Origin of the sequence: Corynebacterium sp. KPL4035, from assembly GCF_037908325.1 — a bacterium.
Lineage (GTDB): Bacteria > Actinomycetota > Actinomycetes > Mycobacteriales > Mycobacteriaceae > Corynebacterium > Corynebacterium kefirresidentii.
Map to the genome: position 1 here is coordinate 83126 of NZ_JBBMGF010000010.1, position 23587 is coordinate 106712.

Sequence of the window (23587 nt, forward strand, 5' to 3'; positions counted from 1 at the left end):
GGCGATAAAGCGCTTCAGTCTAGCGCAGGCCCAGCTTGGAAGTACATGCCGGCCAAGCGCCCCACCCCTGCGCCGCCTGCACCTTCTGTGCCACGGCAATCTGTTGCTCGCGGGAAGCCTGCCATGCCTCCGGTGCGTACTCGGTGCCACCGAATGCGGCCCAAGTGGATGGAGTGAACTGCAGGCCACCGGAGAAGCCATTGCCGGTATTGATAGCCCAGTTACCGGTAGCCTCGCACTGTGCGATGGAATCCCAGACGGAGCCATCGGCGACAGCCGGAGCAGCAGCACCAGAGTTACCGCCCTCCTCTGGCTTTTCTTCTTCGGCCTTCTTGGTGCCGCGGGCGATGGTGGCAGCCTTAGGCTCTACGGTCACCTTTTCTTTGATGACGTCATTAGATTCCTTGGCGCCGTCCTTCATCACCAGCTTGCGAGTGATAACGCGCTTGCCCTTAACGCCTTCCTCGCGGACCTCTTCGGTGCCCTCTTCCAGCTCCGGGTCATCAACAAAGTTAGGCTCGGCTTCGAACTCTTCCTCAGAGTCATAGGTCGTAGTGGAAACCTGATCCACCTTGATGGACATGCCATCGGTAACCTTGGTGTCCTTGGACGGGAAGACACGATCATCGTCATCAACGTCGATATTGCGCGCCTTAAGAACGTCCTCGACGGTCTTAGCAGCAATCTTGGTATAAGTTACCTTGCCACCATCATTAATCTTGACGATCTTCGGGGAAACGACCTCTAGGTCCATGCCCTCTTCCAGCTGGGCATCCTGGTCCACGTCAGCGTCACCGGACTTGACGGAAGCGCCCTTGGCCACGCCGCTCAAGTTACCCAATAGGTCAGAAACGGTGAGGTCGGTGGTGGACAACTGCTGCTGCACGCCGTCGATAGTCACGGCCACCGGCTTGGCGGTGCGAACGGAGATCTCATCGCCATCGCCCACAGACTCGGACGGTGCCGGGTAGACGATGTCTTCCTCGCTCACCTGAACGCCAGCTGCCTCCAGCGCGCCGTCAACGTCTTTGGCAAAGGTAGCCAGTTCCACCTTGTCGCCGTTAACGTCCACGGTGACATCCTTTTGTGCCGCAACGGCAACGACGCCGCCCACGGCCAAGGTGCCCAAGACGCCACCCGTTGCCAGGCGCAGTGGCAGCGAGCGGGAGTTATTGATGCGCTTGATTTGATGAGGTGACATGCCGAATGAATCTCCGATAGTGCAGGTTTCAACAATTATTAGAGTTTAGGCCAGCAAGAATTTCCGCGCAGGCAATTGCATTGCTCAGATCTGCTGCTGCCGCACCGTGGGCGGCGCTGCGGATCCCTAAAACCTAAACGAACGATTAATAACAATACGATAACAGCAACATAAAGTCGAGAACCAATCCGCCACATGCCTCACTGAGCACACAACCGCCACACCAAACACCCACGCCACCCCTGGCCAGCGGGTTTTGAAATTGTGAAAACCATCACCCAGGAGTTAGCCCAGGCCGTAGACGCGGTCAAAGGTTTCGTTAACCTCCGCCGCTAGCGCCTGCACCGTCTGGTGGCGTACACGGGCGATGCATTCATATGTGTGCCCGATAAGAGCCGGTTCATTGCGTTGGCCGCGGAAGGGTTCTGGCGTCATATACGGTGCATCAGTTTCCACCAGCAGCTGGCCGGCCGGCGCCTTGGCAGCCACCCGCCGCAGCTCGGCGTTGCGCTTAAAGGTTACGTTGCCGGCAAAGGACAACACGTAGCCGCGCTCCAAGGCCTCCTCTGCTACCTTCAGCGGCGAGGAGAAGCAGTGCAGCATGACGGTGTGGGGAGCGGGGGCGTCGGCAAGGATGCGCAGCAAGTCCGCATCCGCTTCGCGGTTGTGGATCATCAGCGTCTTGCCATAGCGCACTGCAAGGTCAATATGCCACCGCAGGGATTCCTCTTGCTGGGCCATGGTCGCGGTGGTCTCTGGCTCATGCTGCACCCAGTACGCATCCAGTCCGGTCTCCCCCACCGCGACGCAGCGCGGATCCGCCACCATCTCTTCCAGCGCTGCCTTGGTCGGCGCATCCAACTCATTAGCGCGCACTGGGTGGATGGCACAGGCAGCATAAACATCCGGGAAGGCATGTGCAGTCGCCAGAGCCGCTGCCGATTCGCGGCGGTCATCACCAACCGTCACCATGCGGCTGATACCGGCGGTGCGTGCGCGATTCACCAGCACTTCATCGGTGTCCTCGTGCGAGAAAAGATGCGTGTGCGCATCAATAAGGCCACTGAGGCCCGGTGCCGGAACGGGAGTGGGTCGTCGCTTCTTTTTAGCCATGCACGCAATTGTAATATTGGCTGCCATGTTGATCAGACCCGCCGGCCTTGCGGATGTGCCCGCCATGACCGAAACCCTCAACTGGGCCATCGCACACACCGACGTCATCTTCCGCGCTACCCCGGCCAGCATCGCAGAGCGCGAAGACTACCTACGCGAGCTGTGGGAAAAGGACTGCCCATGCCTCGTCGCGGAGTCCGATTCTGGCGACTACCTGGGGTGGGCGCTCTACCACCCCTACCGCGATCCGCAGGTATGGACAGGCTGTTATGAAACCACCATCTATCTTTCCCCCACCGCTCAGGGCCAAGGCGTAGGCACTGCTTTACTTGGCGCCTTGGTAAAGGCGGCGCGCGCCGATAAAAAGGTTCATTCGCTGCTCGCCCTCATCGTCTCCACCAATGCGGCATCACTTAAGTTGCATGAAAAGTTTGGGTTTGAAAACGTGGGTATTCTTAAAGAGGTTTGCTACAAGTTCGATCGTTGGCTGAGCCTCACCCACCTACAACTTCTGGTGTAAAGGAATTTCTATGCATATCCGCCCTGCCGAGCTTGCCGACGCCCCCGCGCTCACCGCCATCTACAACGCCGGCTCCGCAGCGAAACCCGCCGCCAACCTGGTCACCTGGCAAGAAGATGTGGCTGACCGTGAAAAGTGGCTCAAGGAGATGTTTGAGGCCGGCTCCCCGGTCTTCGTAGCCGTACACGATGATGAAATCATTGGTTGGGCCGCCTATTTCCAGTTCGTGACCCCTGCCATCTATTACGGCACCGTCGAAGATTCCGTCTACATTGCTCCCTCCGCCCAGGGCAAGGGCGTAGGCTCCGAGCTTCTCGACGCCCTCATGGACTACGCCGCTGATGACAGCTACGTACAGACGATGATCACCTATATCGTCGATACCAACGAAGGCTCTATCGCCTTGCATAAAAAGTTCGGCTTTACCGAGACCGGCCGTATGCCGAATATCCATACCAAAGACGGCGTCCGCCTCGGCCTGGTACACCTCCAGCGCGATTTCCAGCGCTAACCGCCAGGTTTTTCCCCGCCGCTCCGCGCCCCTCAGCACTGGAGCACACAAATAGCCGCGTTATGCCCTTAACTTCCTAAAAATCGGGCGATAACGCGGCTATTTATATGGTGTTACTTGGAGACAGGCGCCCACTCTGGACCGGTTTCACCCAGCTCTGGGTCCAGCTTGGAGACGAGCGGCTTAGGCTTTGCCAAAGCGGTGCCCGGCTCTACTTGGATGCGCTCCCACTTCGCCTGCTGCTGGGTGTAGTCACCCATGATAATCGGATATTCGTGGCCCTCTGGCGGTAAACCAGCGCCCACGAGTTCTACCGGAATATCGTCCTTGACGTCGTGTACCTCCGGCTGGGCTGCCCACACGCCGCTGCGGCCCAAGGTTTCGTGCACCTTCTGCGCGGTAAACGGCAGGTAGGGCGTGAGCATGACATTGCAGTCAGAAACGACTTGGAGGGCGGTCCATAGCACGGTGGCTAGACGCTCGCGCTGGGACTCATCCTTGGCTAGTTTCCACGGCTCCTGGTCTGCAATATAGGCATTGGCCTCGCCGACGACGTGCATGATAGCGGTAATCGCCTGCTTAAATTTGGACTGCTCCAGCAAACCACCGGCAGTGTCGAAGGTCTCCTCCGCCAGCTGCAGGATTTCTTTGTCCTTTTCTTCTAATGCTGCTGGTGCGGGAACCTCTCCGAAGTTCTTAAAGGCCATAGATACGGTGCGGTTGACCAAGTTACCCCAGCCATTTGCCAGCTCATTATTGATACGGCGAACGAACTCATCCCAGGTAAAGTCCGTGTCATTGTTTTCAGGGCCAGCCACGGCAATGAAGTAGCGCAGGGCGTCAGGGCCGAACTCCGCCAAGAAGTCCTTGACATAGATGACAACACCCTTGGACGAGGAGAACTTGGATCCAGACATGGTCAAGTACTCGGAGGAGACGATTTCCGTAGGCAAGTTGAGATCGCCGTACTTGTGGAGTTCCCCGCCCTTGTTGCCCTTACCGGCATAGCCCAATAGCTCGGCCGGCCAGATCTGGGAGTGGAAGGTGATATTGTCCTTGCCTTGGAAGTAATAGTGGCGGGCGTCTGGGTTCTGCCAAAAGTCCTTCCAGGCCTCGGGCTGACCGGTGCGGTACGCCCATTCGATGGAGGAAGACAGATAGCCGATGACCGCATCGAACCACACGTAGAGTTTCTTGGCGTTATTGTCCTGCCAGCCCTCGACGGGGATAGGAATTCCCCAGTCAATATCGCGCGTCATGGTGCGCGGGCGCATATCTTCAAGCAGGTTCAGGGAAAACTTCAGTACGTTCGGGCGCCAATCTTCGCGGGTAGAAAGCCACTTTTGCAGCTCATCCTTGATGGCTGGCAGATCCAGTAGGAAGTGTTCGGTTTCGATGAATTTCGGGGTCTCACCGTTGATCTTAGATACGGGGTTGATAAGGTCCACGGGGTCGAGCTGATTGCCGCACTCATCGCATTGGTCACCGCGGGCGCCATCCGCACCGCAAATTGGGCAGGTGCCCTCGATATAGCGGTCCGGCAGGGTACGTCCGGTAGACGGCGAAATAGCGCCCTTGGTGGTCTTTTTGAGCATGTAACCGTTGGCATACAGGCCTTTGAACAGCTCCTGCACCACGGAGTAGTGGTTACGGGTGGTGGTGCGAGTAAAGAGATCATAGGACAGGCCAAGGTTGGCCAAGTCAGTAACGATCTGACGGTTATAGCGGTCTGCGAGCTCACGAACGGAAACGCCCTCTTTATCCGCCTGTACCAATAGCGGAGTGCCGTGCTCATCCGTACCCGAGACCATGAGTACGTTGCGGCCACGCATTCGCTGGAAACGTGCAAAGACGTCGGAAGGAACACCAAAACCGGCCACGTGTCCGATGTGGCGCGGGCCGTTGGCGTAGGGCCAAGCAACATTAACTACTACAGACTCAGTCATGGGTTCTACTTTATCGAAGCCGACTCCTATACACACGATTAGGGCAGACATTTCTCCCGCAGGTGAACTGCATTTTCAGCAGAAAGCGCCCACCGCTTCCCTACCACTAAGGAAACAATGGGCGCTTTAGAGCAGCCGCGAAGAAAGCGATTTACTTCCGCTTCATCGGGTGCTTCAGGCGTTCGTTGCGGCGCTTCTTCAGAACCTGCGTGCGCTGGTACTCGCGGTGCAGGCGGCGCTCGCGGGCCATCTTGCGCTGGAACTGCTGTGCCTCGCGGTATTCGAGGTAGATAACATCCTCGCTCAACGCCTTGTAGATGGCGAACATCAGTCCAACCACGATGAACAGGAATGGCAGTGCAGCAACGATGGTGACGTTCTGCAGGTTAGACAGTGCATCCTCATTGGCCAAGAGCAGGGTCAGGCCTACCAAGGCAGTCAATCCACCCCACGCGGCGGAAAGCCACGGCTTAGCAGTAGCGGCACCATTTTGGGACATGGAGCCCATCACCGTGGACGCGGAGTCTGCCGAGGTAACGAAGAAGGTAGCCAACAGGATTGCTGCAACGATGCCGGCAACGAAACCGCCAGGCATGGACTGCAGGAGGTTAAACAGCTCTTCCTCGGCAGATTCGCCGGTGATGGATTCGCCGTTTTGCTCCATGTGGATGGCGGTGCCACCGAAGATAGCGAACCACAGGGTGGATACGCCGGCTGGGATGAGCAGGACGCCCAAGCAGAATTCGCGGACGGAACGGCCGCGGGAAATACGAGCCAGGAACATGCCCACGAACGGGGACCAGGAAACCCACCAAGCCCAGTAGAAGATCGTGTAACCGGAAAGCCACTCAGCGGCGGCGCCGTTTTCGGACTCGGCGGTGCGGCCGATCATCTCGGTGAAGTAGTTGAGGTAGTTACCAATGGAGCCAGGAATCTGGTTCAGGATGGTAACGGTCGGGCCCAAGATGAACACGAAGATCGCCAACACTGCGGCGAGGACCATATTCGCATTGGAGATATACTGAATGCCCTTGCCCACGCCGGACATCGCAGACAGGATGAACGCGAGGGTCAGAACCAACACAATGCCGATAACCACGGAGTTGGTGGGATTATCGATGATTCCGGATGCCTTCAGTCCGGCCTGAATCTGCAGGGCACCCAGGCCCAGGGAGCAGGCGGTGCCGAAGACGGTGGCGAAGATAGACAGGATGTCAATGAGCTTGCCCACTGCACCATTAGCATTACGCTCGCCAATCAGCGGCACGAAAGCCTGGCTCAACAACTGCTTACGGCCGATGCGGAAAGTGGAGTATGCAATGGCCAAGCCAACGATGGCATAGACCGCCCAAGGGTGCAATGTCCAGTGGAACATTGCATAGGCCATGGAAGATCCAACGTTGCCGGTTCCCTCGCCTGGGGTGCCGTCACGGTAGTTAGCTAGCGGCTCGGAGGCGCCATAGAACATCAGGCCGATGCCCATACCGGCGGCAAACATCATTGCGATCCATGAGGGCGTGGAAAATTCCGGCTCCTCATTAATGCGGCCCAGCTTGATGGAGCCGAACTTGGAGGCGGCAATGAAGACAACGAACACCACAAAGACGGTGCCGAAGAGAATATATGCCCAACCAAAGTTGTCGACTACCCAGGTCAGGGCCGAAGCGGAGAAGTTGGCAAAGTTATCCGGGGCAGCCAAACCCCAGACAACGATCGCGGCAACAAGCACGCCGGCGATGCCGACGATGGACCAATCGATTGGCATATTGTCACGATCGGCCGCAATTTCTACCTCAGGATCGTCGTAGCGCTCCGGGTGGAAACCGTCGGAGTGAATCATATCCTGCAGCTGGCCGGTGGCAGATTGTGCGTCCAGCTGTTCGTCTACAGTCTGATAATTCTCAATAGGCTGCTCGCTCGAAGAAGCCGAAGCCGGCTGCGCATGTGCGCCGACCGGTTCCTTTCCTTCTTCTGGCACGCCTGTGCCCATATTTTCCGAGTTTGTCATGAACTATACAGTGGTGCGGAACTACTCAATTATCAAACGAAGCACGCATAAACTTCGCTGCTCAACGCCGTTTGCCAGGGATTTTCCACGAAAATCTGAGGGGTTTTTACGCTTCATTTCCCCATGTAGATAGCGCTTTAAGTCGCTCACACGCCCAAAAACTATAACAATTCAGTTACAAAGGGGTCATTAGTGAGGCTGTCTACCGGTGCTACAAGGTGTGTCGTAGTCGAAAAGACACTGCCGGTTAAGACTTGCGGACTTGCAAAGCGGCGTCGTAAAGCTCGCGGTTGGAAACCTCGGTGCCTTTCGCTACCTGCTTACACGCATCCTTAAGCCGCATTCCCCCTGCCGCCAATTCGAGCGCTTGGGGAACCAAATCTGCGGCGGTGGCAGCCGCGGCAGTACCGCCTTCAATTACCACGGTGATCTCTCCCCGGGCTCCTTCTGCCGCCCACTCGGCCAGCTCACCCAAGCTGCCACGGCGAACTTCCTCATAGGTTTTAGTAAGCTCCCTGCACACCGCGGCTGGACGCTCGGCGCCGAGAACCTCCGCGGCCTCTGCCAGTGTTTCGGCCACGCGGTGAGGCGATTCGAAGAAGACAATGGCGCGCTTTTCATTCTGCAATGACTCCAGCCAGGCTCTGCGGGGGCCGGGCTTGCGGGGAGGAAAGGCGTCGAAGAGGAAATGCCCTACGCCTAGGCCAGACAGTGCCAGGGCTGTCGGCACGGCAGAAGGCCCGGGAAAGCAGGTCACGGGGATATCGCGCTCGGCCGCCGCAGCCACAATGGACAAGCCCGGATCAGAAATAATCGGCATACCGGCATCGGTGACGACAAGGACGGTGCCGGCCGCGGCGGCGTCGATAAGCTGCTGGGCGCGGTCTTTTTCATTGTGATCAAAGTTGGACACCACCCGCCCAGAAATCTCGATGCCCAAAGCTTGCGCCAAGTTCCGCACGCGCCGCGTATCCTCGGCCGCAATGACGTCCGCATGCTGCAAGGCATGCATTAAACGCGCGGAGGCATCTCCCACGTTTCCCAGCGGCGTGGCGGCGAGGATGACCCCGCGCGGTAGTGGATCCAGACCTGAAACAGACATATCTCTAGCATTCCATACTCTCTAATGCGCGGGCGCGGTGCCTTGTCGCCTAGACTCAACCAGGTGACTATTGCTACCGCTGCCCCATCGCGCACCACGCACGACACTGTGGCCCCGCCAGCGCCCCGTACCTATCAGTGGGGCAAGGCTGACTGGATAAGCACTAGCGTCGTTGGCGTACTCGCGCTCATCACCCGCTTTGCCGGATTGACCGCGCCCGTATCAAAGGGCACTCCTGTCTTTGATGAAAAGCACTACGTTCCGCAAGCCTGGGACATGGTGCGAAGCTGGGATAACCTCTTCATCGGAGGTATAGAATCCAACCCCGGTTATGGCCTGGTGGTTCACCCACCGCTGGGCAAGCAGATTGTGGCGCTGTCCGAATGGGTCGCTGGCTATTCCCCACTGGGCTGGCGTTTTATGACTGCCCTCTTCGGCGCAGCCACCGTGCTCTTGACGATGTCCCTGGCCCGCCGCGTCTCTTTATCCTGGCAGGTAGCAACCCTGGCTGGCCTCATCGCCGTCTTTGATGGTGTGCTTTTGGTCTCTTCCAAGTTCGGCATGTTGGACATTTTCCAGGTCTTCTTTGTTGTCTCGGCCGCCTGGGCACTTGCTCGCGATCATAATCAGATGCGCCAGCGCCTCCACACCGCTTTCCTTAAAAATCGTTTGGGCTCCTCCGCCTTCGGACCACGCTTTGGATTCCGCTGGTGGCGACTCCTCGCGGGCGTCTGCCTTGGCCTTTCCCTGGGGGTGAAGTGGTCCGGCCTGTACTTCATCATGTTCTTTGGCCTCATGTCCGTCTTTAGCGATCTTGCCCTGCGCAAGCGCTATGGCGTACGCCGCTACATAGTGGGCACTCTCGTGCGCGATACCCCTGCTGCCCTAGCCTCCCTCGTACTGGTGCCGGTGCTGCTCTACGCCTGGACCTGGCGAGCCTGGTTTTCCTCCGAAACCGCCGTGTACCGCCACGCCAAAGTAGATGGAACGATCGAGGACGGATCGTGGCTGATGCACCTGCCCGAATCCCTGGCAGGCTGGTTCTACTACCATTCCTCTGTCCTAGAATTCCACGCCAGCCTGACTTCCTCCGGTGGCCACCACCACCCGTGGGACTCTAAGCCTTGGGCGTGGCTGGTAGCCGCCCGCCCCATCTTGTACTACTCCTCCACCGACCTGCAATGCGGTGATGGCAGCAACGAGTGCCGCAAGATGCTCTACCTCTTTGGCACACCGGTTATCTGGTGGCTGGTCATCCCGGCCGTCCTGTGGGGCCTGTGGTCACTTATCATTCGCCGCAATCGCAGCTTCCTCATCCCCTTGGTGGGCTTTGGGGCAGGTTTCTTGCCCTGGCTTGCAGCCTTTGACCGCCAGATGTACTTCTTTTATGCCACTGCGTTTATCCCCTTTGTCATCGTGCTCATTGCCTTAGCGCTCGGCCAGCTCATCGGCCGTGGCAGGCCAGTGCAGTGGGGATGGCTCAAGAGTTTGGCAGGCGGCCCCGTACGCTGGGGAACAATCGCCGCCGTGTTCTACCTAGCCCTGGTAGTGGCGATGTTCTTCTATTTCTCTCCCATTTTGTACGGCTACAAGATTCCAGATTCTTGGTACCACTCCATGATGTGGCTGCCTAGCTGGACCTAGCCGCACGAAAGCGGGGCTTATTGAGGTTGCGCGTTGAGGGACCTCCACCAGGCGCGCACTAAGTAGCCCTTTTCTGCCGCCCAAGCCCACGCCAAGCTGAAGGTCGCCAGCGCGGTAGCGATAAGAAAATATACCTGTTCCATGGTTACGGTGCCCAGCGCAATATCGCGCATGCCGAACCCGAAGAGGAAAGCAAACATCGTGGCCGAGACTGGGAGCAGGCCAGTCACCGCCGCGGGGCGCCAGGCACAGAAAAATAGGCCGCAGGCCATGCCGAAGCGCACGGCTGCGCCTTCCATCAGCAGGTTGGCCCGTTCAGGATCCGCCGTGGGATCTAATACCTTTCCTTCCTCACCCAACGGTACGAGCCCAGAGGAATGGACGATGAGCACTACTGCCCAGATCGCAAAGATGGCACCCATCAGCACCATGGCGGCACGCGCAACCGTCAGGTTGGCTTGGCGAGCGCTCGAGGTGCGCCGCCATTCCGGCTCCACGCCGGCCAAGATGACATCGGAGAGATCCGTTGGTGGCGCCATACCGGATTCCGCAGGCTCCACAAAACGCAATGATCGCGAAAGCGCGGCCGCCTTATCGCGAAAGGCGCGGCATTCGGCGCAGCTTTCCAAGTGCGCATCGATTACGTCCTCTGCTAAATCTGAGTGCTCACCATCCAGCTGCGCAGAAATCGCCGCTTGGACTTGGCTATGCGTCAACATTGCTGAGCACCCCGTCCATGCTGGCTCGACCGGAGCCAAAAATCACGATCATCAATAAGGACATCAGCAAAACCAGTGGGTATTCGATTCCGCCTTCGGCAGCAAAAAGACCATGTCCCAAATGCACAAAGTACAGTGCGCACCCCATCAGCAGGGCAAGCGCGCCGGCCACAAAAGTGGTGAGCAAACCGACGACGAGGAAGGCGCCCCCAACCATCTCCCCGATGGCGGCGATATAGCCGGAAAGCTGTGGCTGCGGCACCCCAAGGGCGGAAAATTGCCCCACGGTTTCGTCCATGCCGGTCATAAACATCTTATCCACGCCGTGTGCGACAAAGATTAATCCGAGGACCGCTCGAAAAATAAGCAAAGCAGCATCGCGTACGGCAGGTCTATTCATGCTGAACAGATTACCCTGAACCCCTCACCCGATGCGAAGGCAATGGCCTACGCCCATACTGCTGGGGATTTCGCCCTTTGCCGGGGAAGGAACGGCATATAGTGACGCGGACTGTTTCAATGGGAACCACGCAGAAAGATTAAAGGAGAACACCATGAGCAAACCAGCTACGCAGTCCGCAGAGCGCACCGCCTTAGTCTATGACGATGATGGACTTGGCCGCCCGCCTTGGGCAATGTCCTCGCCGATGTTGAAGGAGTATTACGACACCGAATGGGGCCTGCCTATTTTTGATGAAGCAGCTCTTTACGAGCGTTTGAGCCTCGAGTCTTTCCAGTCCGGGCTTTCCTGGGCGGTGGTTTTGAAAAAGCGCGAGGCCTTCCGTGCGGCCTTTTGCGACTTCGATCCTGAAAAAGTCGCTCAATTTACCGAAACGGATGTTGAGCGATTGCTTGGCGACGCCTCCATTATTCGCAACGAGACCAAAATCCGCGCCGCCATCACTAACGCCAAAGCCACTATCGCCTTACGCGAAGAAGGCGGGCTGGCGGAATTCATTTGGTCCTTCCAACCGCCGGAGAACCTCTACCCCACCGCAATGGAAGATATTCCGAAAAAGAGCGACGAATCCAAGTTGATGTCACGCGAGCTCAAGAAGAAGGGCTTCCGCTTTGTTGGCCCCGTCACCTGTTTCGCACTCATGGAGGCGATCGGCATGATTGATACCCATCTCATCGGCTCTCACCGCCGCGGAACCTCCGGGGTATGGCACGACAGCGGTGTGCCGCATTATGGCCTAGCGCAGGAATACAACGCGCTCACGAACCCGCGGTCAGCGCCTTCCACTGAACTCCGGAACGCGGCCTGCTAAGCCGGCTTCAGTTCTTATCCAGCGCGACGGGCTGCTAGGTCATCGCGCCGGCTATAGCCGTCGGGCCCGGCGTGGGGGCCATCAAAATCGCCGTCTTCCCCATCGTTATAGCGCAGCGGAAGGTGCACAAAGTCAGGGCTTTCGTCATCGATCTCCACGATCACAGCGCCTGGGCGGCGCAAGTTGCGCGGAATCTTCAAAGCTTCATCCTCGGCGTTGCGCACGCCCAAACGGGCGCGGCGCAAGTGGCGCACACGGCGGCGCATCAGGGCTCGCTCCTGACGAACCTGAGCGCGAAGAGCCATCAGATAGACAACTGTGAGCACACCGGCCACCGCAGCCAACCACCAGGTCCAGCCGCCGGCCACGATCCCCAGTGCCACCGTGAGTACCACGGCCACGGCTAGGCCCAGCAGGGTGCGCTGACGGCGCTGGTAACGAGTAACAGACTTTTCCTTTTCTGCTACCGGGTCCCAGCCGCCACGGCCCATGCGACGCTGCGCGAATTCCACCTCATCCTCGGACAGGTTGGTATCCATACCGGCGTCCTCTGCTACAGCGGTTTCCATGAGTTCGCCAGAGTCCTCGGCCTCTGCCTTGTCCACGGATACCGGCTCAGCGTTAGCCGTGCCTTCCAAATCGGCAGAATCCTTCTCAGCGACCTCGGCCTTATCTACGGCACCGGGGTACATAAGGTCCACCGGCGAGGTATAAGTCTCGTCGTAGTCATAGGCATCACTTGCCACGGTAGAGACCGCGGGAGCGCTAAAGACCTCTGACTCGGCGGCAGCAATATCGGAAGAGTCATCTTTTGCGGCCTGGTCTGCGGCGTCTTCCTCGTCCTCAAGAAGTACGTCATCGGCATCATCGAATTCGGTGTCGTCACCAACCGCCGCCGTATCAGCCTGCTGGGAAGCCGGGACCGCGACTGCTTGGGGCTCAACTGCAGAATCGTCGCCTTCTACAGTCGCTTCCTCGACCAGTTCGCCGTCGATAGTATCTGCTTCTGTCTGAGTGTCCTCACCAGCTGCGGGGGCAGAGGCTGCAGAAAACGCACGGCTGCCGGTACCGAAAGGCTGGGACTTCGCGCGGCGGGCAGCACCGGCAATAGTCACGGAGCGCGAAGAGGACTTAGTAGCCTCGGCATCCGACTCATCCACACCGGTGTCTGCGGCCTCTACGACTTCATAGTCCGCCTCGTCCTGGTCCTCGCGGCGGTGCACATCATCGGCACGCAGGCGTGGACGCCGGCGGCCAGCGACCTTGCCAGAATCTCCTTCAAAAAGGACGCGAGTATCTTCAAAGGCCTCACCAGTATGGCTCATTGGGCGGTTATTCCTGCCCAGAATCCATGGCGCGAGGACGAAGAGCCACACCACGATGATCGCGATAACCGGTACAGCTGTCGACACGAAAAGGACCTTCCCCTTGAATACAGATGATTACTCCACTCTAAACGGTGAAACCGCACCATAGCACCCCAAATTCCCACAAATTACAATGTTGTGACTTCTGTGAAAATTGAGGTTGAAATCCCAGCAACTGTGGAGCTATTTCACGCCAGCCGGCCAGCCTGGCGCAGGCGCTCGACAGCCGTGGAGGCATAGTCTTCTTTGACTAAAGCCACGTAATGGTGGTCTTGCCAGGCACCGTCTATATGCAGATTGCGACGCAAGTATCCCTCGTGTCGAAAGCCATTGGCGGCTAAGACGCGACCAGAGGCAGGATTACTCTCTAGATAGGTAGCGGTCACCCGGTGTAGGCCCACCCGTCCAAAGGCGTGGTCCACGCCTAAGGCGGTGGCAGCCGTAGCCACCCCGGCGCCGTGGATCGCGGAATAAACCCAGTAACCAATCCAGCAATCGCGAATGCTGCCATGCTGAATATTCCCCAAGGTAATTTGGCCTACGAATTGACCCTCCACTTCAATGACGAGTGGGACCACCAGTGCCTCACGGGCGGCGGTACGCAGGTACATCAGATGATTCCACCACGCCTGCTGGCTATGCGCCGCCGCCCAAGGTGCTGCTTGGGTCGGCTCGACCGAGCGGAGGAAGCTTTCATCTTCGATACGTTGGCGCCGCCACTCATGCCCATCAGATCGCAGCAGCGGCCGCAGGCGCATCCGCGCCCCAGAAGGGAAGACAGCAGAAGCGGGAAGCCTAACAAAAGGAGTAGATTCCGGCCATCCCGGATGCATGTCATCCGTGGGGCCGGTAGCGGGAAGGCGGAACCTATCCGCCGCAGTACCGAAGGGATCGAGCATTAGCTACGCTGGGTCAAAAACAACACATCGACCACATCGCCCGGGCGGATTTCCGTTACCTCTTCCGGCACGCGAATCATGGCATTGGCCTCTGAAAGACCGGCCAATAGGTGCGCTGGGGCACCCGCGGCACCGCCCAGCCCTTCCACCAGATAATCCGCGGTTTCCGCATCGCGCATCAAACGAGCGCGGATGAAGCCGCGCCGGCCGGGGCGGGAATCGATGTGGTTCAGCGCGCGGGCACGCACCACACGGCGGTGCGCATTGCGTTTGCCCAGTGCCAAACGAATGAGCGGGCGGATATATACCTCGAAGACCACGAGCGCGGATACGGGATTAGACGGCAGCAAGAAGGTAGGAATGCGTTCCTCGCCCACCAGACCAAAACCCTGGACGGAGCCGGGATGCATGGCAACACGAGAGGTATCGATATCACCAAGGTCATCAAGGATCTCACGGATGGCCTCGGCGCCGGCTCCACCAACCGCACCGGAGATGACCAAGACCTCGCTGCGAGCGATGTGCTTTTCCAGCGCTTCGCGGATGCGGCGCGGTTCACCCTCGGCGATGCCAACGCGATGCACCTCTGCCCCAGCCTCGCGAGCCGCGGCGGCGAGGGAATAAGAGTTGACGTCAAAGACTTGGCCCAGTGCCGGCTCTTGGTCTAAATCAACCAGTTCGCGGCCAAAGGAGATGATGGTGATGCGCGGGCGCGGATAGACCAATACCTTAGAGCGGCCAACTGCGGCCAGCAGGCCGATCTGGGCGGGGCCCAAAACCGTGCCGGAAGATACAGCCACATCGCCAGGCTGGATATCGTCGCCTACCCGGCGAACAAAGTCACCGGAGCGCACCGGGCGATGAGCGGTAACGCGCTTGCGGCCGCGGTCGGTCCACTCGAGGGGAAGGACGGCGTCGGCAAGCGTGGGCAAAGGCGCACCCGTATACACACGCACGGCTTGCTTGGGCTGCAGGCGTAACGGCTGCTTGGAGCCGGCCGGAACCTCGCCCACCACGGGCAAGGAACGCTCGACCTCCGGTTGCTGGGGTGCCTTCTCTTCTTCCCCCTCCGCAGCTTGCTCTTCCTGTTCTTTGGGACGGCGTAATCTCAGGCCGCGCTCGCCTCCAATATCAACGGCACGCACCGCATAGCCGTCGATGGCTGCCTGCGGAAAGCCCGGCAGGGGCTGGTTTGCTTGCACCTCCTCGGCGCACATTAACCCCAACGCGTTGGAAATACCGATGCGCACCGGCTCCGGCGTGTTCGCCGCATCCGTTACCAGCGCCAACTGGTCATCAACTGAACGCATAAGGTCTATGCCAGCCCTTTCTTCGCTTTCATGTCCTCTGCCCTTGGGAAATCCCCCTAGTTTAGGCCGTGCTCATCCTCATACTCGGCCACAATCTGCTTAATCGCTTTATACAGCGTGGGGCCATACTTTTCATCGCGCAGACCAAAATCCACATTGGCGGGGATATACCCACCAGGATTTCCCAAATCATGACGCTTTCCTTGGTGGACTACCACGTGCACGGGCTCGCCTTCCTCGATGAGGAGCTCGATGGCGTCGGTAAGCTGCAGCTCGCCACCCTTGCCTGGCTTAATACGGCGGAGGGCATCAAAAATCTTGCGATCCAATAGGTAGCGACCGGTGGCCACGAGATTAGACGGGGCATCTTCCACCGCCGGCTTTTCTACCATGCCCACGACCTTCTTAACGCCTGGGGCATTTGTATCTTCTACGTCAAAGACGCCATAGTTATAGGTCTGCTCGCGCGGGACCTCGAAGGCGCACAGCACGCTGCCGCCCAAAGCCGCGCGCACGCGAGCCATGTCTGCCATGACGGTGGCGGGCAGCACGATGTCATCTGGAAGCATCACGGCAAAGGAGTCTTCATCCTCTCCCAGCACCTCCTCTGCAAGGCCCACCGCGTGGCCCAACCCTAGGGGCTTTTCTTGCTCCACCGCAACAGGGTGAATGAGCTGATTAGCGCGCTTAACCTTGGCAACCTGCTCGTCCTTGCCGCGGGATTCAAGGGTGTCTACCAGTTCTGGGAAAGCTTCGAAGTGGCGCATGACTTCTTGCTTATCGGGCGCGGTAATCACCGCAAGGCGGCGGGCGCCTACAGAGGCCGCCTCCTCTGCGATGAGTTCGATGCCGGGAGTATCAACAACGGGAAGCAGTTCTTTGGGAACTGTCTTGGTGGCGGGCAAAAATCGGGTGCCCATACCTGCCGCTGGAACTACAACCGTGGTGATTCCGCGGGCGGAATCTTCGCGTTCTATAGCCATGCGTAATAGCGTACAACGCCACATTATTTTCCCGTGCACCGCTACGCCGCAGGGTTATGATTAATTTATGACCTCTTCCATGACTGCTAAAAACGAGCTGCGGGCCCGCTTGGTCCAGGCCCGCCGCGAACTTTCCGCCGAAGACCACGATGCCTTTACCGCTGGCGTGCGTAAGCATCTCGAGTCCGAACTCACCGAGTCCATGACCGTGGCCGCCTACTGGCCTTTGGGTTCGGAGCCGGGCGGCGCCGATTTTGTGCCGTGGCTCAAGGATCATGTCTCCCGCGTCCTCCTGCCAATTTCCGGGGAGAATGGCACGTTGACCTTTGCCGAATACCGTGGCAAAGAGGCCATGCACGAAAGCCCACTGGGCTTGAATGAGCCCCAGGGCCCGAGCTTTGATAGCAGCGTACTAGCCGAGTGCGATCTGGTACTCGCCCCAGCCATGGCCGTAGATGCCAAGGGCAACCGCATGGGCAAAGGCGGCGGATACTATGACCGCGCACTAGAGCCGCTTCCCCACGGCAAGCCACCGGTCTTCGCCATGGTCTACCCCGCCGAGTTGGTAGATGAGCTACCTACCGAAGACCATGACCGCAAGGTCGATGCCGTCGTCACCGCCCACGGCATCACCCGCTTCTAGTTTCCGGGGTACGGGAACCATGAGCGGTTTTGGGAAGTCTAAAAAAGTATGCCCACTTCTCATTTTCCCCGCCTCGTTTATACCCTCCGCACCCCTGGCCATCGCCGCGGCGTAGTAGTGCGCCGCGCCATTGCGGTGGCCCTCCTTATTGCCGCGCTAGCCTCGGCCCTTTCAGCGGCCAAGGAGCTACCGCGTTCCCGTTTTTAGCCGCGATCTGCCGGCGGGGGCGGAGCTTGCGCTTGCCGACGTCGACTTAGCTCGGATTCCTGCCTCCTCTATCCCCGATTCTGCGCTAACGGAAAAGCCAGAAGAACTAAGTGGCCGCGTTATTACCGCCGCCGCCAACAAGGGCGAAGTGATTACCGATGCTCGCCTTCTAGGAGAAGATCTTGTCTCCAGCTTGGTGGGTGGCACAGGGGCCGAGGCCGGGCGGATGATTCCGGTCAACCTTGCCGAGCCAGACATCATCCCCCATTTGCATCATGGCGATACCGTGGACGTGGTCACCGCAGTTGAGGCGGGGGCGGCTGCCGCAACCCCTACCGCACGCGTTATCGCCTCAGGCGGACGCGTGGTGTCTACCTCCAGCCCGGAAGGCGAGGCTTCCTCGTCGACCGTTTTACTCGCATTGCCCCAAGATCACGCCAATGATGTTGCCGCGGCGTCGTTAAGCCAGCCGCTCACGGTGGTCATAGTTGGTGATCGCGCTCACCCGCAGCAACACTAGACCTTTTCAGCCACAACAGTTGTGGTCGGTTACCGGCTCCATTAAGGTTTCGCAGTGTCCATGGTTTTTACCTACCGTTAGTTATTCCCAGAAAGGTTTGTGCTTATCACCATGCTCAAGGGCTTCAAAGACTTCATTATGCGTGGCAACGTCATCGAACTTGCCACCGCGGTCATCATCGGTTCTGCCTTTACCGCAATCGTCAAATCCGTGACGGACTCTATTATCCAGCCGATCATTAACTCCCTTGGATCCGCCGAGGTTGGGGCCGTTGGCTTCCAGATCACGGATGCAAAGAACACCTTTGTGGACTTCGGCGCCGTCATCTCCGCGGCGATCAACTTCCTCATTATCGCCGCAGTAGTCTACTTCCTTATCGTGATGCCAATCAATAAGCTCACCGAGGCCGCTAAGCGCCGCCACGGTGTCGACCCTGAGGCTCCCGCTCCAACCTCCGAGGAGCTCCTAGCAGAAATCCGCGATCTGCTCGAAGCCCAGAATGTCTCTGATACGAACATCCCGGGAACCGGCACTAGCCGTTCCTCGCACGCCGCGGAGGACGCCGACTACGGTTCCACCGGCGGCGGCCGCCACCAGGCCAAGTAGCCCTTCGCTGTACGCAGCGCAAAGCCCGCGGTTTCTGCTTCCTCGAAGGTAAAACCGCGGGCTTTTGTCTACTCCTTTACGGGGTGCGTGATTGCGCGCTTCTCTACGCTCTAGCCGCCATAGTGTGGGGGCTGGTTATCTCGGTAGAACTGCTCATCGCGCTGACCAGACTCCCCCTCTGCTGCGGTGGCCGATTCCGCGTCATCAACATTTACAATCCGATCCTCATCGACCCCGTGGGCAGCGGATGTGCCGGGCTTATCAGCACTACGGTCATAATCGGCAGCTTCCGATTGCCGGAAGACTCGCCGGCGATTTTTCCGGAACGTCATAGTCAATGCCTTGTAATTACTGAACGCTGGATTGTTGCAGCTGCTCAATGAGGTGATGCACCAGCGGTGCCAAGGTAGCCATGCCATCGCGAACCGCAGCGCGCGACGAGGCAAGGTTGACCACTACAGTCGAACCAGAAACGCCCGACAAGCCGCGGGACGTGCAAGCATCCACCGCGCCACAGGCTTGACCGGAAGAACGCAGCGCCTGGGCCACGCCCGGAACCATCTTGTCAATGACGGAGCGGGTAGCCTCTGGGGTCTTGTCGCGCGGGCCTACACCGGTACCACCCACGGTCAGCACCAAGTCCACGCCACCGACTACGGCGGTCTCAATGGCCTGGCGAATCTTGGACTTCTTGGAACGCACCACGATGGCGCCATCGACACGGAAATTAGCCTCCGCGAGCAACTCATTGACCAACTGAGAGGTGCTATCAGATTGCTCCCCAGGGTGATCGGTGACTATAACGATGAGAGCGCGGCGCGGGGCGGCTAGGCTATCCTCCTGCTCGCTCGCTAGCAGGAAGGCATCATCGGGTTCGGCAACATCCATCAAGGAATCGTGCTTGCCTTCGCCTTCCGGTTGCCCGGAGTCGGTCAAGTCCTGCTGCAAATCTGGCATTATTCTCCTTAAATTAAGGCAGTAGGGCCTTTCGGCGGTGTGAGGTACGGTGCATTCAGCACCTAATGAGGTCTTGCACAGTAATTTACTCGCCTGAGAGAGTTACCTCTACCTGACGAGACTCATCCGAGCCTTCGCGGGTAACCTCCAAGGTCACTGTCGCGCCAAAATCTTGCGACCGCGCTGCCGCAATCAAAGCATCGGCGTTTTCAATCAAGCGATCATTGACGCGGGTGACGATGTCACCTTCCTTCAGGCCCGCCTTATCTGCTGGGCCACCTGGCTCAACCCCGGCGATACGGGCACCATTGCCGTCGTCACGCGCCAGCACCTTCACGCCTAGGGTCGGGTGAGTGACCTTGCCATCATTAATGAGCTCGTCCGCCATGCGCTTGGCAAAGTTCGACGGGATGGCGAAGCCCAGTCCGATGGATCCGCCCTCCCCGGTGGAATTACTGGACAGCGAAGCAATCATGGAGTTCATGCCCACGATATTTCCGTCCCGGTCCACCAGTGGACCGCCGGAGTTGCCCGGGTTGACCGCGGCATCAGTCTGAATGGCGTCAATCAAGGAAGACTCGCCGCCTTCTTGGGAGGCGCGCACCGGGCGGTTTTTGGCAGAAACGATACCGGAAGTCACGGTCGCATTAAGGCCCAGAGGAGAGCCCACGGCCACAACCTCCTGCCCCACGGCGACGGAATCAGAATCACCGAACTGCAAGAACGGCAGGTCTTTGACATCCTTTATCTTCACAATGGCCACGTCAGTATTCGCATCGGAAGCCACCACGTCAGCGTCATGCTTGCTGCCGTCGTTCATAGTCACCTGCATCATGCCGCCGTGCTCAGCGCCTGCAACTACGTGGTGATTGGTCAGCACGTAGCCGTCCGGGGAGATAACGGAACCGGAGCCTTCTGCCCCGCCCGTCCGGGTCATCGTCTGGATGGAAACCACCGCCGGCAAAACCTTGGAGGCTACCTCTTCAACGGAGCCCTTTTCTGGTTCTTTGCCGGTGCTGTTATTGGCCGGCTGGGCCTTGAGCGCCTCATTGACCACTGACGTATCGTTGTTGCCTCCCCCAGAATTCATACCGACCACGGCTCCAGCGATTGAACCCGCGGCGATTGCGGCTACGGCAGCCAAGGCAGTTGCGGCGCCGAGGCCAATCTTTTTCTTTTGTTCCGGTTGCGGGGGCAGCGGGGTGACCATCGGACCTTCCTGACCCTGAGTATTAAAGCTTTGGGTCTGCGGGCCCTGCGGGTACGGCGCCTGTGAACCTAGCGCGCTGGAATCAGCTCCTTCTGCACCGCCGCGCGGCTGGTTCCAGCCTTGTGAATACGAGCCAGTCCCATATTCCTGCGCGCCGGCGTCGCTGCTATAGGGGCCGGCGGTGCCAGCGTTTGCGTTTGACTGCCCGGTGTCTCCAAAATTCGGACCACCGTGTACCGGCTCGGCCTTACCCGGCCCTTCTTGGGACGTTCCCTCCGGGAAGGAACCATCAAAGCCGCGGTAATCGTCATTCCTCATGTTCATGAGAAAACTATGCCTCACTTCGCTTAGTCAAGACTGTTACTGATCTGCCAACCTACTAGGAATTCCTGAAAGGTAGCTGTACGCGATTACCAGTATAAAGGGCCGCAGCCTACCCTTGGTTAAACCAGCGTTGAGCAAAGATTTCACCGCGATCGGTGGGATCTTCATTGCCTCCCGACTGCCCCTCATGCGGCTCTGCCAAACCATCGACAAAGATTTCTCCGGACACGGGCTTGCCCGGCAGGACTACTTCCATGCGCGTGCCACCATCATTGGACTCACGGATCTTAATGGTACCGTCGTGGCGCTCAATCACCGATTTCACGATAGCCAGGCCCAAACCAGAGCCAGGCATAGAACGCGCCTCTGCCGAACGGTAGAAGCGCTCGAAAACCTTCTCCCGCTCCTCCGGCGCAATGCCCGGACCGGAGTCATCAAAGCGCAGGCGCACCTCGTGGGAAGATAGCTGTTCCATGGACACGCGTACCGTGCCAGTAGCCGGCGACCACTTAGCCGCATTGTCCATCAGATTCAACGTAGCGCGGCCCAATGCGAAGGGGTCACCATCCAGCTCCCACGGGATAAAGCGCACCAGAAATTCCACGTCTGGGCGGCGGCGACGGGCACGCTCTAAGGAAGACATCATGACCTCGCACAGGTCCACCGGTTCCGGTTCTCGTTCGTTGCCATCCTCGCGTGCCAAGTCAACGAGGTCACCAATCAAGGTGGAGAGTTCGTTCATCTGGGACATGACGTCATCTTCAAGGTCCTTGCGGTCCTCATCGCTCATGCCAAAGCCGCCACCGGCGCGATTAAGCATCATCAAAAGCTCAATATTGGTACGCATTGAGGTCAACGGCGTCTTCAGCTCGTGCCCGGCATCGGCGACGAACTGGGCCTGCTGCGACCGAGATTCTTGCAAAGCTTCCAGCATCTGGTTAAAGGATGTGGTCAGCTGAGCCATCTCATCATTATTGGATACTTCAATAGGGCGCAGATCATTGGTCTGCGTCACGTAATCCACTGCGCGTTTCAAGCGCGCAATGGGTTGCATGCCGGTTTTGGACACGATGAGACCAGCAAAGATGGCGAGCAAAATGCCAAGCGCAACAATAATCAGCAAAACCGTGCCGAGGATGGCGATGAATTCTTGGGTCGGAGCCAGAGATTGCGCAACGATAACGGTAGAGCCTAGATCGTGGCGTTTGGCCAGAATACGCTCGCCGCCGACCGTACGCACGGAGGTATCTGTATAGTCTTCCGTCCGATGGAAGTCTCCACCGAGGGGAATAGTATCGCCATAGGACAAGCTCGTTGAGGGCGGCGATAAGGAAACGCGCGTATCAGGGTTATAGGACTTAAATTCTTCAATTCCCTGATCCACGTTGTCGATAAACCGCGGGTCCTGGCTCTTGCGCAACAAGGCATCCGCTTTGGCCTCCAAGCGGTCATCTACGGAGGCAGTCAGGGACATAGATACTACCCAGTACGTTGCCAAGGTCATTAAGGCAACGGCTACGGCCACCACAAGGCCAGTAACAGTAGCAAGGCGCCACCGTAGTGGCGCCCGTGAAGCCCAGCTCCCTTGACTTTCAGAGAACTCAGTAAGAGGTGTGGGCTGTGCTTTCCCGGAAGCCACTGCAGGGGAAGCGGGCTTCCTTAAGATCACGGATGAGACTCCCTCAAGACATAACCAACGCCACGGACAGTGTGGATAAGACGCGAGTCGCCGTCTCCCTCCGTCTTCTTACGCAGGTAGCCAATATAGACCTCGAGCGCATTGCCAGAGGTAGGGAAATCATAGCCCCATACCTCCTCCAGAATCTTGCTACGAGAAAGCACCTTGCGGGGATTTTCCATAAGGAGCTGCAGTAGGGAAAATTCGGTACGCGTCAAAGAAATTGCGCGGCCACCGCGGCTTACTTCACGGGTATCGGCATCGAGTTCTAGGTCTTCGAAGCTAAGCTTGCTCTCCACCGGAGCCTCAGCAGCGATGGAATCTGCAGAAGCGCGGCGAACCAAGGAACGCACGCGCGCCAAGAGTTCTTCCAGTGCGAATGGCTTTGGTAAGTAATCATCGGCGCCAGCATCGAGACCAGCTACGCGGTCCGATACGCCATCGCGGGCAGTCAGCACGAGAATCGGACGGTCCCAGCCTTCGCCACGCAGGGTGCGGCACACCTCAAGTCCATCCATGTTTGGCATCATGACGTCCAGAATCAGCAATTCTGGATTCTCAGAGCGCACCGTCTCTACTGCCTCTAAGCCGTCGTTAGCAGTCAGCACATCGTAGCCGTTGAAACGTAGGGAACGGCGTAGCGATTCACGGACGGGTTGTTCATCATCCACCACAAGGATTTTCATGATCCTAATTATTACTGATGAAAGGCAACTTCATGAAGTTATGGAGAATATTTACCCCCATAGCCCCCCAAATAAGGTCGAAACATCTTGATTTCTAGTGGTCGTGGAAACACCTGACATGGGTTAGGTGATTGTGTGGAGTCGAAATGGGTTCCGGATTCT

General features: G+C 58.4%; 24 protein-coding genes and 1 pseudogene. 9 read left to right on the top strand and 16 right to left on the bottom strand.

All coding sequences use genetic code 11. From position 1 onward, the window contains the following. Positions 1-19 precede the first annotated feature (19 nt). Both WMP96_RS09635 and WMP96_RS09640 read right to left on the bottom strand, forming a co-directional pair. Entirely contained in the window at positions 20-1201 is a 1182-nt protein-coding gene (locus WMP96_RS09635; RefSeq protein WP_023021955.1) for a resuscitation-promoting factor, read from the bottom strand. A 285-nt stretch (positions 1202-1486) separates the two neighbouring features. Continuing rightward, a complete protein-coding gene (locus WMP96_RS09640; protein WP_301716292.1) occupies positions 1487-2314 on the bottom strand; it encodes a TatD family hydrolase in 828 nt (275 codons plus the stop codon). 25 nt (positions 2315-2339) lie between these two features. Between WMP96_RS09640 and WMP96_RS09645 the strand changes: the two genes are divergently transcribed. Both WMP96_RS09645 and WMP96_RS09650 read left to right on the top strand, forming a co-directional pair. Further along, on the top strand, positions 2340-2834 hold the full coding sequence (locus WMP96_RS09645) for a GNAT family N-acetyltransferase (RefSeq protein WP_239205262.1): 495 nt from the start codon (positions 2340-2342) through the stop codon (positions 2832-2834). A gap of 10 nt (positions 2835-2844) precedes the next feature. Continuing rightward, positions 2845-3345 (top strand): GNAT family N-acetyltransferase, encoded by a 501-nt coding sequence (locus WMP96_RS09650; protein WP_023021958.1) that lies wholly within the window; start codon positions 2845-2847, stop codon positions 3343-3345. 113 nt (positions 3346-3458) lie between these two features. Here the strand turns inward: WMP96_RS09650 and metG are convergent, their stop codons facing one another. The 3 genes from metG to rsmI form a co-directional block, all read right to left on the bottom strand. After that, positions 3459-5291: a methionine--tRNA ligase gene (gene metG, locus WMP96_RS09655; protein ID WP_301716291.1), complete on the bottom strand. Its 1833-nt coding sequence runs from the start codon at positions 5289-5291 to the stop codon at positions 3459-3461. A 151-nt stretch (positions 5292-5442) separates the two neighbouring features. Continuing rightward, complete coding sequence (locus tag WMP96_RS09660) at positions 5443-7299, bottom strand: BCCT family transporter (RefSeq protein ID WP_023021960.1); 1857 nt, start codon at positions 7297-7299, stop codon at positions 5443-5445. A gap of 247 nt (positions 7300-7546) precedes the next feature. After that, the gene (gene rsmI, locus WMP96_RS09665; protein WP_301716290.1) at positions 7547-8401 is read right to left on the bottom strand and encodes a 16S rRNA (cytidine(1402)-2'-O)-methyltransferase; all 855 of its coding nucleotides are present in this window, start codon (positions 8399-8401) and stop codon (positions 7547-7549) included. Positions 8402-8425: 24 nt separating this feature from the next. Between rsmI and WMP96_RS09670 the strand changes: the two genes are divergently transcribed. Beyond that, positions 8426-10045: a dolichyl-phosphate-mannose--protein mannosyltransferase gene (locus tag WMP96_RS09670; RefSeq protein WP_340433139.1), complete on the top strand. Its 1620-nt coding sequence runs from the start codon at positions 8426-8428 to the stop codon at positions 10043-10045. Positions 10046-10062: 17 nt separating this feature from the next. Here WMP96_RS09670 and WMP96_RS09675 read toward each other — a convergent pair whose 3' ends face one another. Both WMP96_RS09675 and WMP96_RS09680 read right to left on the bottom strand, forming a co-directional pair. Continuing rightward, positions 10063-10764: a zf-HC2 domain-containing protein gene (locus tag WMP96_RS09675; RefSeq protein WP_284835672.1), complete on the bottom strand. Its 702-nt coding sequence runs from the start codon at positions 10762-10764 to the stop codon at positions 10063-10065. Beyond that, on the bottom strand, positions 10751-11164 hold the full coding sequence (locus tag WMP96_RS09680; RefSeq protein WP_239205252.1) for a DoxX family protein: 414 nt from the start codon (positions 11162-11164) through the stop codon (positions 10751-10753). Before WMP96_RS09680 ends, WMP96_RS09675 begins: the two co-directional genes overlap by 14 nt. Before the next feature lie 154 nt (positions 11165-11318). Here WMP96_RS09680 and WMP96_RS09685 point away from each other — a divergent pair, with 154 nt between their 5' ends. Then, positions 11319-12035 (top strand): DNA-3-methyladenine glycosylase I, encoded by a 717-nt coding sequence (locus WMP96_RS09685; protein ID WP_239205250.1) that lies wholly within the window; start codon positions 11319-11321, stop codon positions 12033-12035. Between the two features lie 14 nt (positions 12036-12049). On the opposite strand, the gene sepX is transcribed toward WMP96_RS09685, so the two are convergent. The 4 genes from sepX to WMP96_RS09705 all read right to left on the bottom strand — a co-directional run bounded on the left by sepX (position 12050) and on the right by WMP96_RS09705 (position 16594). Next, a complete protein-coding gene (gene sepX, locus WMP96_RS09690; RefSeq protein ID WP_239205249.1) occupies positions 12050-13447 on the bottom strand; it encodes a divisome protein SepX/GlpR in 1398 nt (465 codons plus the stop codon). Positions 13448-13590: 143 nt separating this feature from the next. Then, positions 13591-14301: a GNAT family N-acetyltransferase gene (locus WMP96_RS09695; protein ID WP_023021967.1), complete on the bottom strand. Its 711-nt coding sequence runs from the start codon at positions 14299-14301 to the stop codon at positions 13591-13593. Further along, positions 14301-15611, bottom strand: a complete 1311-nt coding sequence (gene glp, locus WMP96_RS09700; RefSeq protein ID WP_023021968.1) for a molybdotransferase-like divisome protein Glp — start codon at positions 15609-15611, stop codon at positions 14301-14303. The genes WMP96_RS09695 and glp overlap by 1 nt, the downstream gene beginning before the upstream one ends. 56 nt (positions 15612-15667) lie before the next feature. Next, positions 15668-16594: a UTP--glucose-1-phosphate uridylyltransferase gene (locus WMP96_RS09705; RefSeq protein ID WP_034656428.1), complete on the bottom strand. Its 927-nt coding sequence runs from the start codon at positions 16592-16594 to the stop codon at positions 15668-15670. 67 nt (positions 16595-16661) lie between these two features. Between WMP96_RS09705 and WMP96_RS09710 the strand changes: the two genes are divergently transcribed. The 5 genes and pseudogenes from WMP96_RS09710 to mscL all read left to right on the top strand — a co-directional run bounded on the left by WMP96_RS09710 (position 16662) and on the right by mscL (position 18570). After that, the gene (locus WMP96_RS09710) at positions 16662-17237 is read left to right on the top strand and encodes a 5-formyltetrahydrofolate cyclo-ligase (protein WP_301716288.1); all 576 of its coding nucleotides are present in this window, start codon (positions 16662-16664) and stop codon (positions 17235-17237) included. Between the two features lie 48 nt (positions 17238-17285). Then, complete coding sequence (locus WMP96_RS09715; protein WP_301716287.1) at positions 17286-17444, top strand: hypothetical protein; 159 nt, start codon at positions 17286-17288, stop codon at positions 17442-17444. A gap of 7 nt (positions 17445-17451) precedes the next feature. After that, positions 17452-17553 (top strand): annotated as a pseudogene (locus tag WMP96_RS09720) (SAF domain-containing protein); the annotation flags it as partial. A gap of 39 nt (positions 17554-17592) precedes the next feature. Beyond that, positions 17593-17964, top strand: coding sequence for a hypothetical protein (locus WMP96_RS09725; RefSeq protein ID WP_301716286.1), 372 nt, complete (start codon positions 17593-17595; stop codon positions 17962-17964). A gap of 111 nt (positions 17965-18075) precedes the next feature. Further along, positions 18076-18570 (top strand): large-conductance mechanosensitive channel protein MscL, encoded by a 495-nt coding sequence (gene mscL, locus WMP96_RS09730; RefSeq protein ID WP_301716348.1) that lies wholly within the window; start codon positions 18076-18078, stop codon positions 18568-18570. Positions 18571-18680: 110 nt separating this feature from the next. Here the strand turns inward: mscL and WMP96_RS09735 are convergent, their stop codons facing one another. The 5 genes from WMP96_RS09735 to WMP96_RS09755 all read right to left on the bottom strand — a co-directional run bounded on the left by WMP96_RS09735 (position 18681) and on the right by WMP96_RS09755 (position 23425). Beyond that, on the bottom strand, positions 18681-18902 hold the full coding sequence (locus WMP96_RS09735; RefSeq protein WP_239205235.1) for a hypothetical protein: 222 nt from the start codon (positions 18900-18902) through the stop codon (positions 18681-18683). Positions 18903-18918: 16 nt separating this feature from the next. Next, on the bottom strand, positions 18919-19527 hold the full coding sequence (locus WMP96_RS09740; RefSeq protein WP_394286582.1) for a MogA/MoaB family molybdenum cofactor biosynthesis protein: 609 nt from the start codon (positions 19525-19527) through the stop codon (positions 18919-18921). An 85-nt stretch (positions 19528-19612) separates the two neighbouring features. Next, positions 19613-21061 (bottom strand): S1C family serine protease, encoded by a 1449-nt coding sequence (locus WMP96_RS09745; RefSeq protein ID WP_301716285.1) that lies wholly within the window; start codon positions 21059-21061, stop codon positions 19613-19615. Between the two features lie 109 nt (positions 21062-21170). Continuing rightward, the gene (locus tag WMP96_RS09750) at positions 21171-22565 is read right to left on the bottom strand and encodes a HAMP domain-containing sensor histidine kinase (RefSeq protein WP_301716284.1); all 1395 of its coding nucleotides are present in this window, start codon (positions 22563-22565) and stop codon (positions 21171-21173) included. A 161-nt stretch (positions 22566-22726) separates the two neighbouring features. Next, positions 22727-23425, bottom strand: a complete 699-nt coding sequence (locus WMP96_RS09755) for a response regulator transcription factor (protein ID WP_301732755.1) — start codon at positions 23423-23425, stop codon at positions 22727-22729. Positions 23426-23587: the final 162 nt, after the last annotated feature.

Excerpts from the sequence above, each read along its gene's own strand:
- WMP96_RS09635 (WP_023021955.1), bottom strand. The coding sequence starts at position 1,201 with ATGTCACCTCATCAAATCAAGCGCATCAATAACTCCCGCTCGCTGCCA.
- WMP96_RS09640 (WP_301716292.1), bottom strand. The coding sequence starts at position 2,314 with ATGGCTAAAAAGAAGCGACGACCCACTCCCGTTCCGGCACCGGGCCTC.
- WMP96_RS09645 (WP_239205262.1), top strand. The coding sequence starts at position 2,340 with ATGTTGATCAGACCCGCCGGCCTTGCGGATGTGCCCGCCATGACCGAA.
- WMP96_RS09650 (WP_023021958.1), top strand. The coding sequence starts at position 2,845 with ATGCATATCCGCCCTGCCGAGCTTGCCGACGCCCCCGCGCTCACCGCC.
- metG (WP_301716291.1), bottom strand. The coding sequence starts at position 5,291 with ATGACTGAGTCTGTAGTAGTTAATGTTGCTTGGCCCTACGCCAACGGC.
- WMP96_RS09660 (WP_023021960.1), bottom strand. The coding sequence starts at position 7,299 with ATGACAAACTCGGAAAATATGGGCACAGGCGTGCCAGAAGAAGGAAAG.
- rsmI (WP_301716290.1), bottom strand. The coding sequence starts at position 8,401 with ATGTCTGTTTCAGGTCTGGATCCACTACCGCGCGGGGTCATCCTCGCC.
- WMP96_RS09670 (WP_340433139.1), top strand. The coding sequence starts at position 8,426 with ATGCGCGGGCGCGGTGCCTTGTCGCCTAGACTCAACCAGGTGACTATT.
- WMP96_RS09675 (WP_284835672.1), bottom strand. The coding sequence starts at position 10,764 with ATGTTGACGCATAGCCAAGTCCAAGCGGCGATTTCTGCGCAGCTGGAT.
- WMP96_RS09680 (WP_239205252.1), bottom strand. The coding sequence starts at position 11,164 with ATGAATAGACCTGCCGTACGCGATGCTGCTTTGCTTATTTTTCGAGCG.
- WMP96_RS09685 (WP_239205250.1), top strand. The coding sequence starts at position 11,319 with ATGAGCAAACCAGCTACGCAGTCCGCAGAGCGCACCGCCTTAGTCTAT.
- WMP96_RS09695 (WP_023021967.1), bottom strand. The coding sequence starts at position 14,301 with ATGCTCGATCCCTTCGGTACTGCGGCGGATAGGTTCCGCCTTCCCGCT.
- glp (WP_023021968.1), bottom strand. The coding sequence starts at position 15,611 with ATGCGTTCAGTTGATGACCAGTTGGCGCTGGTAACGGATGCGGCGAAC.
- WMP96_RS09705 (WP_034656428.1), bottom strand. The coding sequence starts at position 16,594 with ATGGCTATAGAACGCGAAGATTCCGCCCGCGGAATCACCACGGTTGTA.
- WMP96_RS09710 (WP_301716288.1), top strand. The coding sequence starts at position 16,662 with ATGACCTCTTCCATGACTGCTAAAAACGAGCTGCGGGCCCGCTTGGTC.
- WMP96_RS09715 (WP_301716287.1), top strand. The coding sequence starts at position 17,286 with ATGCCCACTTCTCATTTTCCCCGCCTCGTTTATACCCTCCGCACCCCT.
- mscL (WP_301716348.1), top strand. The coding sequence starts at position 18,076 with ATGCTCAAGGGCTTCAAAGACTTCATTATGCGTGGCAACGTCATCGAA.
- WMP96_RS09735 (WP_239205235.1), bottom strand. The coding sequence starts at position 18,902 with ATGACGTTCCGGAAAAATCGCCGGCGAGTCTTCCGGCAATCGGAAGCT.
- WMP96_RS09740 (WP_394286582.1), bottom strand. The coding sequence starts at position 19,527 with ATGCCAGATTTGCAGCAGGACTTGACCGACTCCGGGCAACCGGAAGGC.
- WMP96_RS09745 (WP_301716285.1), bottom strand. The coding sequence starts at position 21,061 with ATGAACATGAGGAATGACGATTACCGCGGCTTTGATGGTTCCTTCCCG.
- WMP96_RS09750 (WP_301716284.1), bottom strand. The coding sequence starts at position 22,565 with ATGACCTTGGCAACGTACTGGGTAGTATCTATGTCCCTGACTGCCTCC.
- WMP96_RS09755 (WP_301732755.1), bottom strand. The coding sequence starts at position 23,425 with ATGAAAATCCTTGTGGTGGATGATGAACAACCCGTCCGTGAATCGCTA.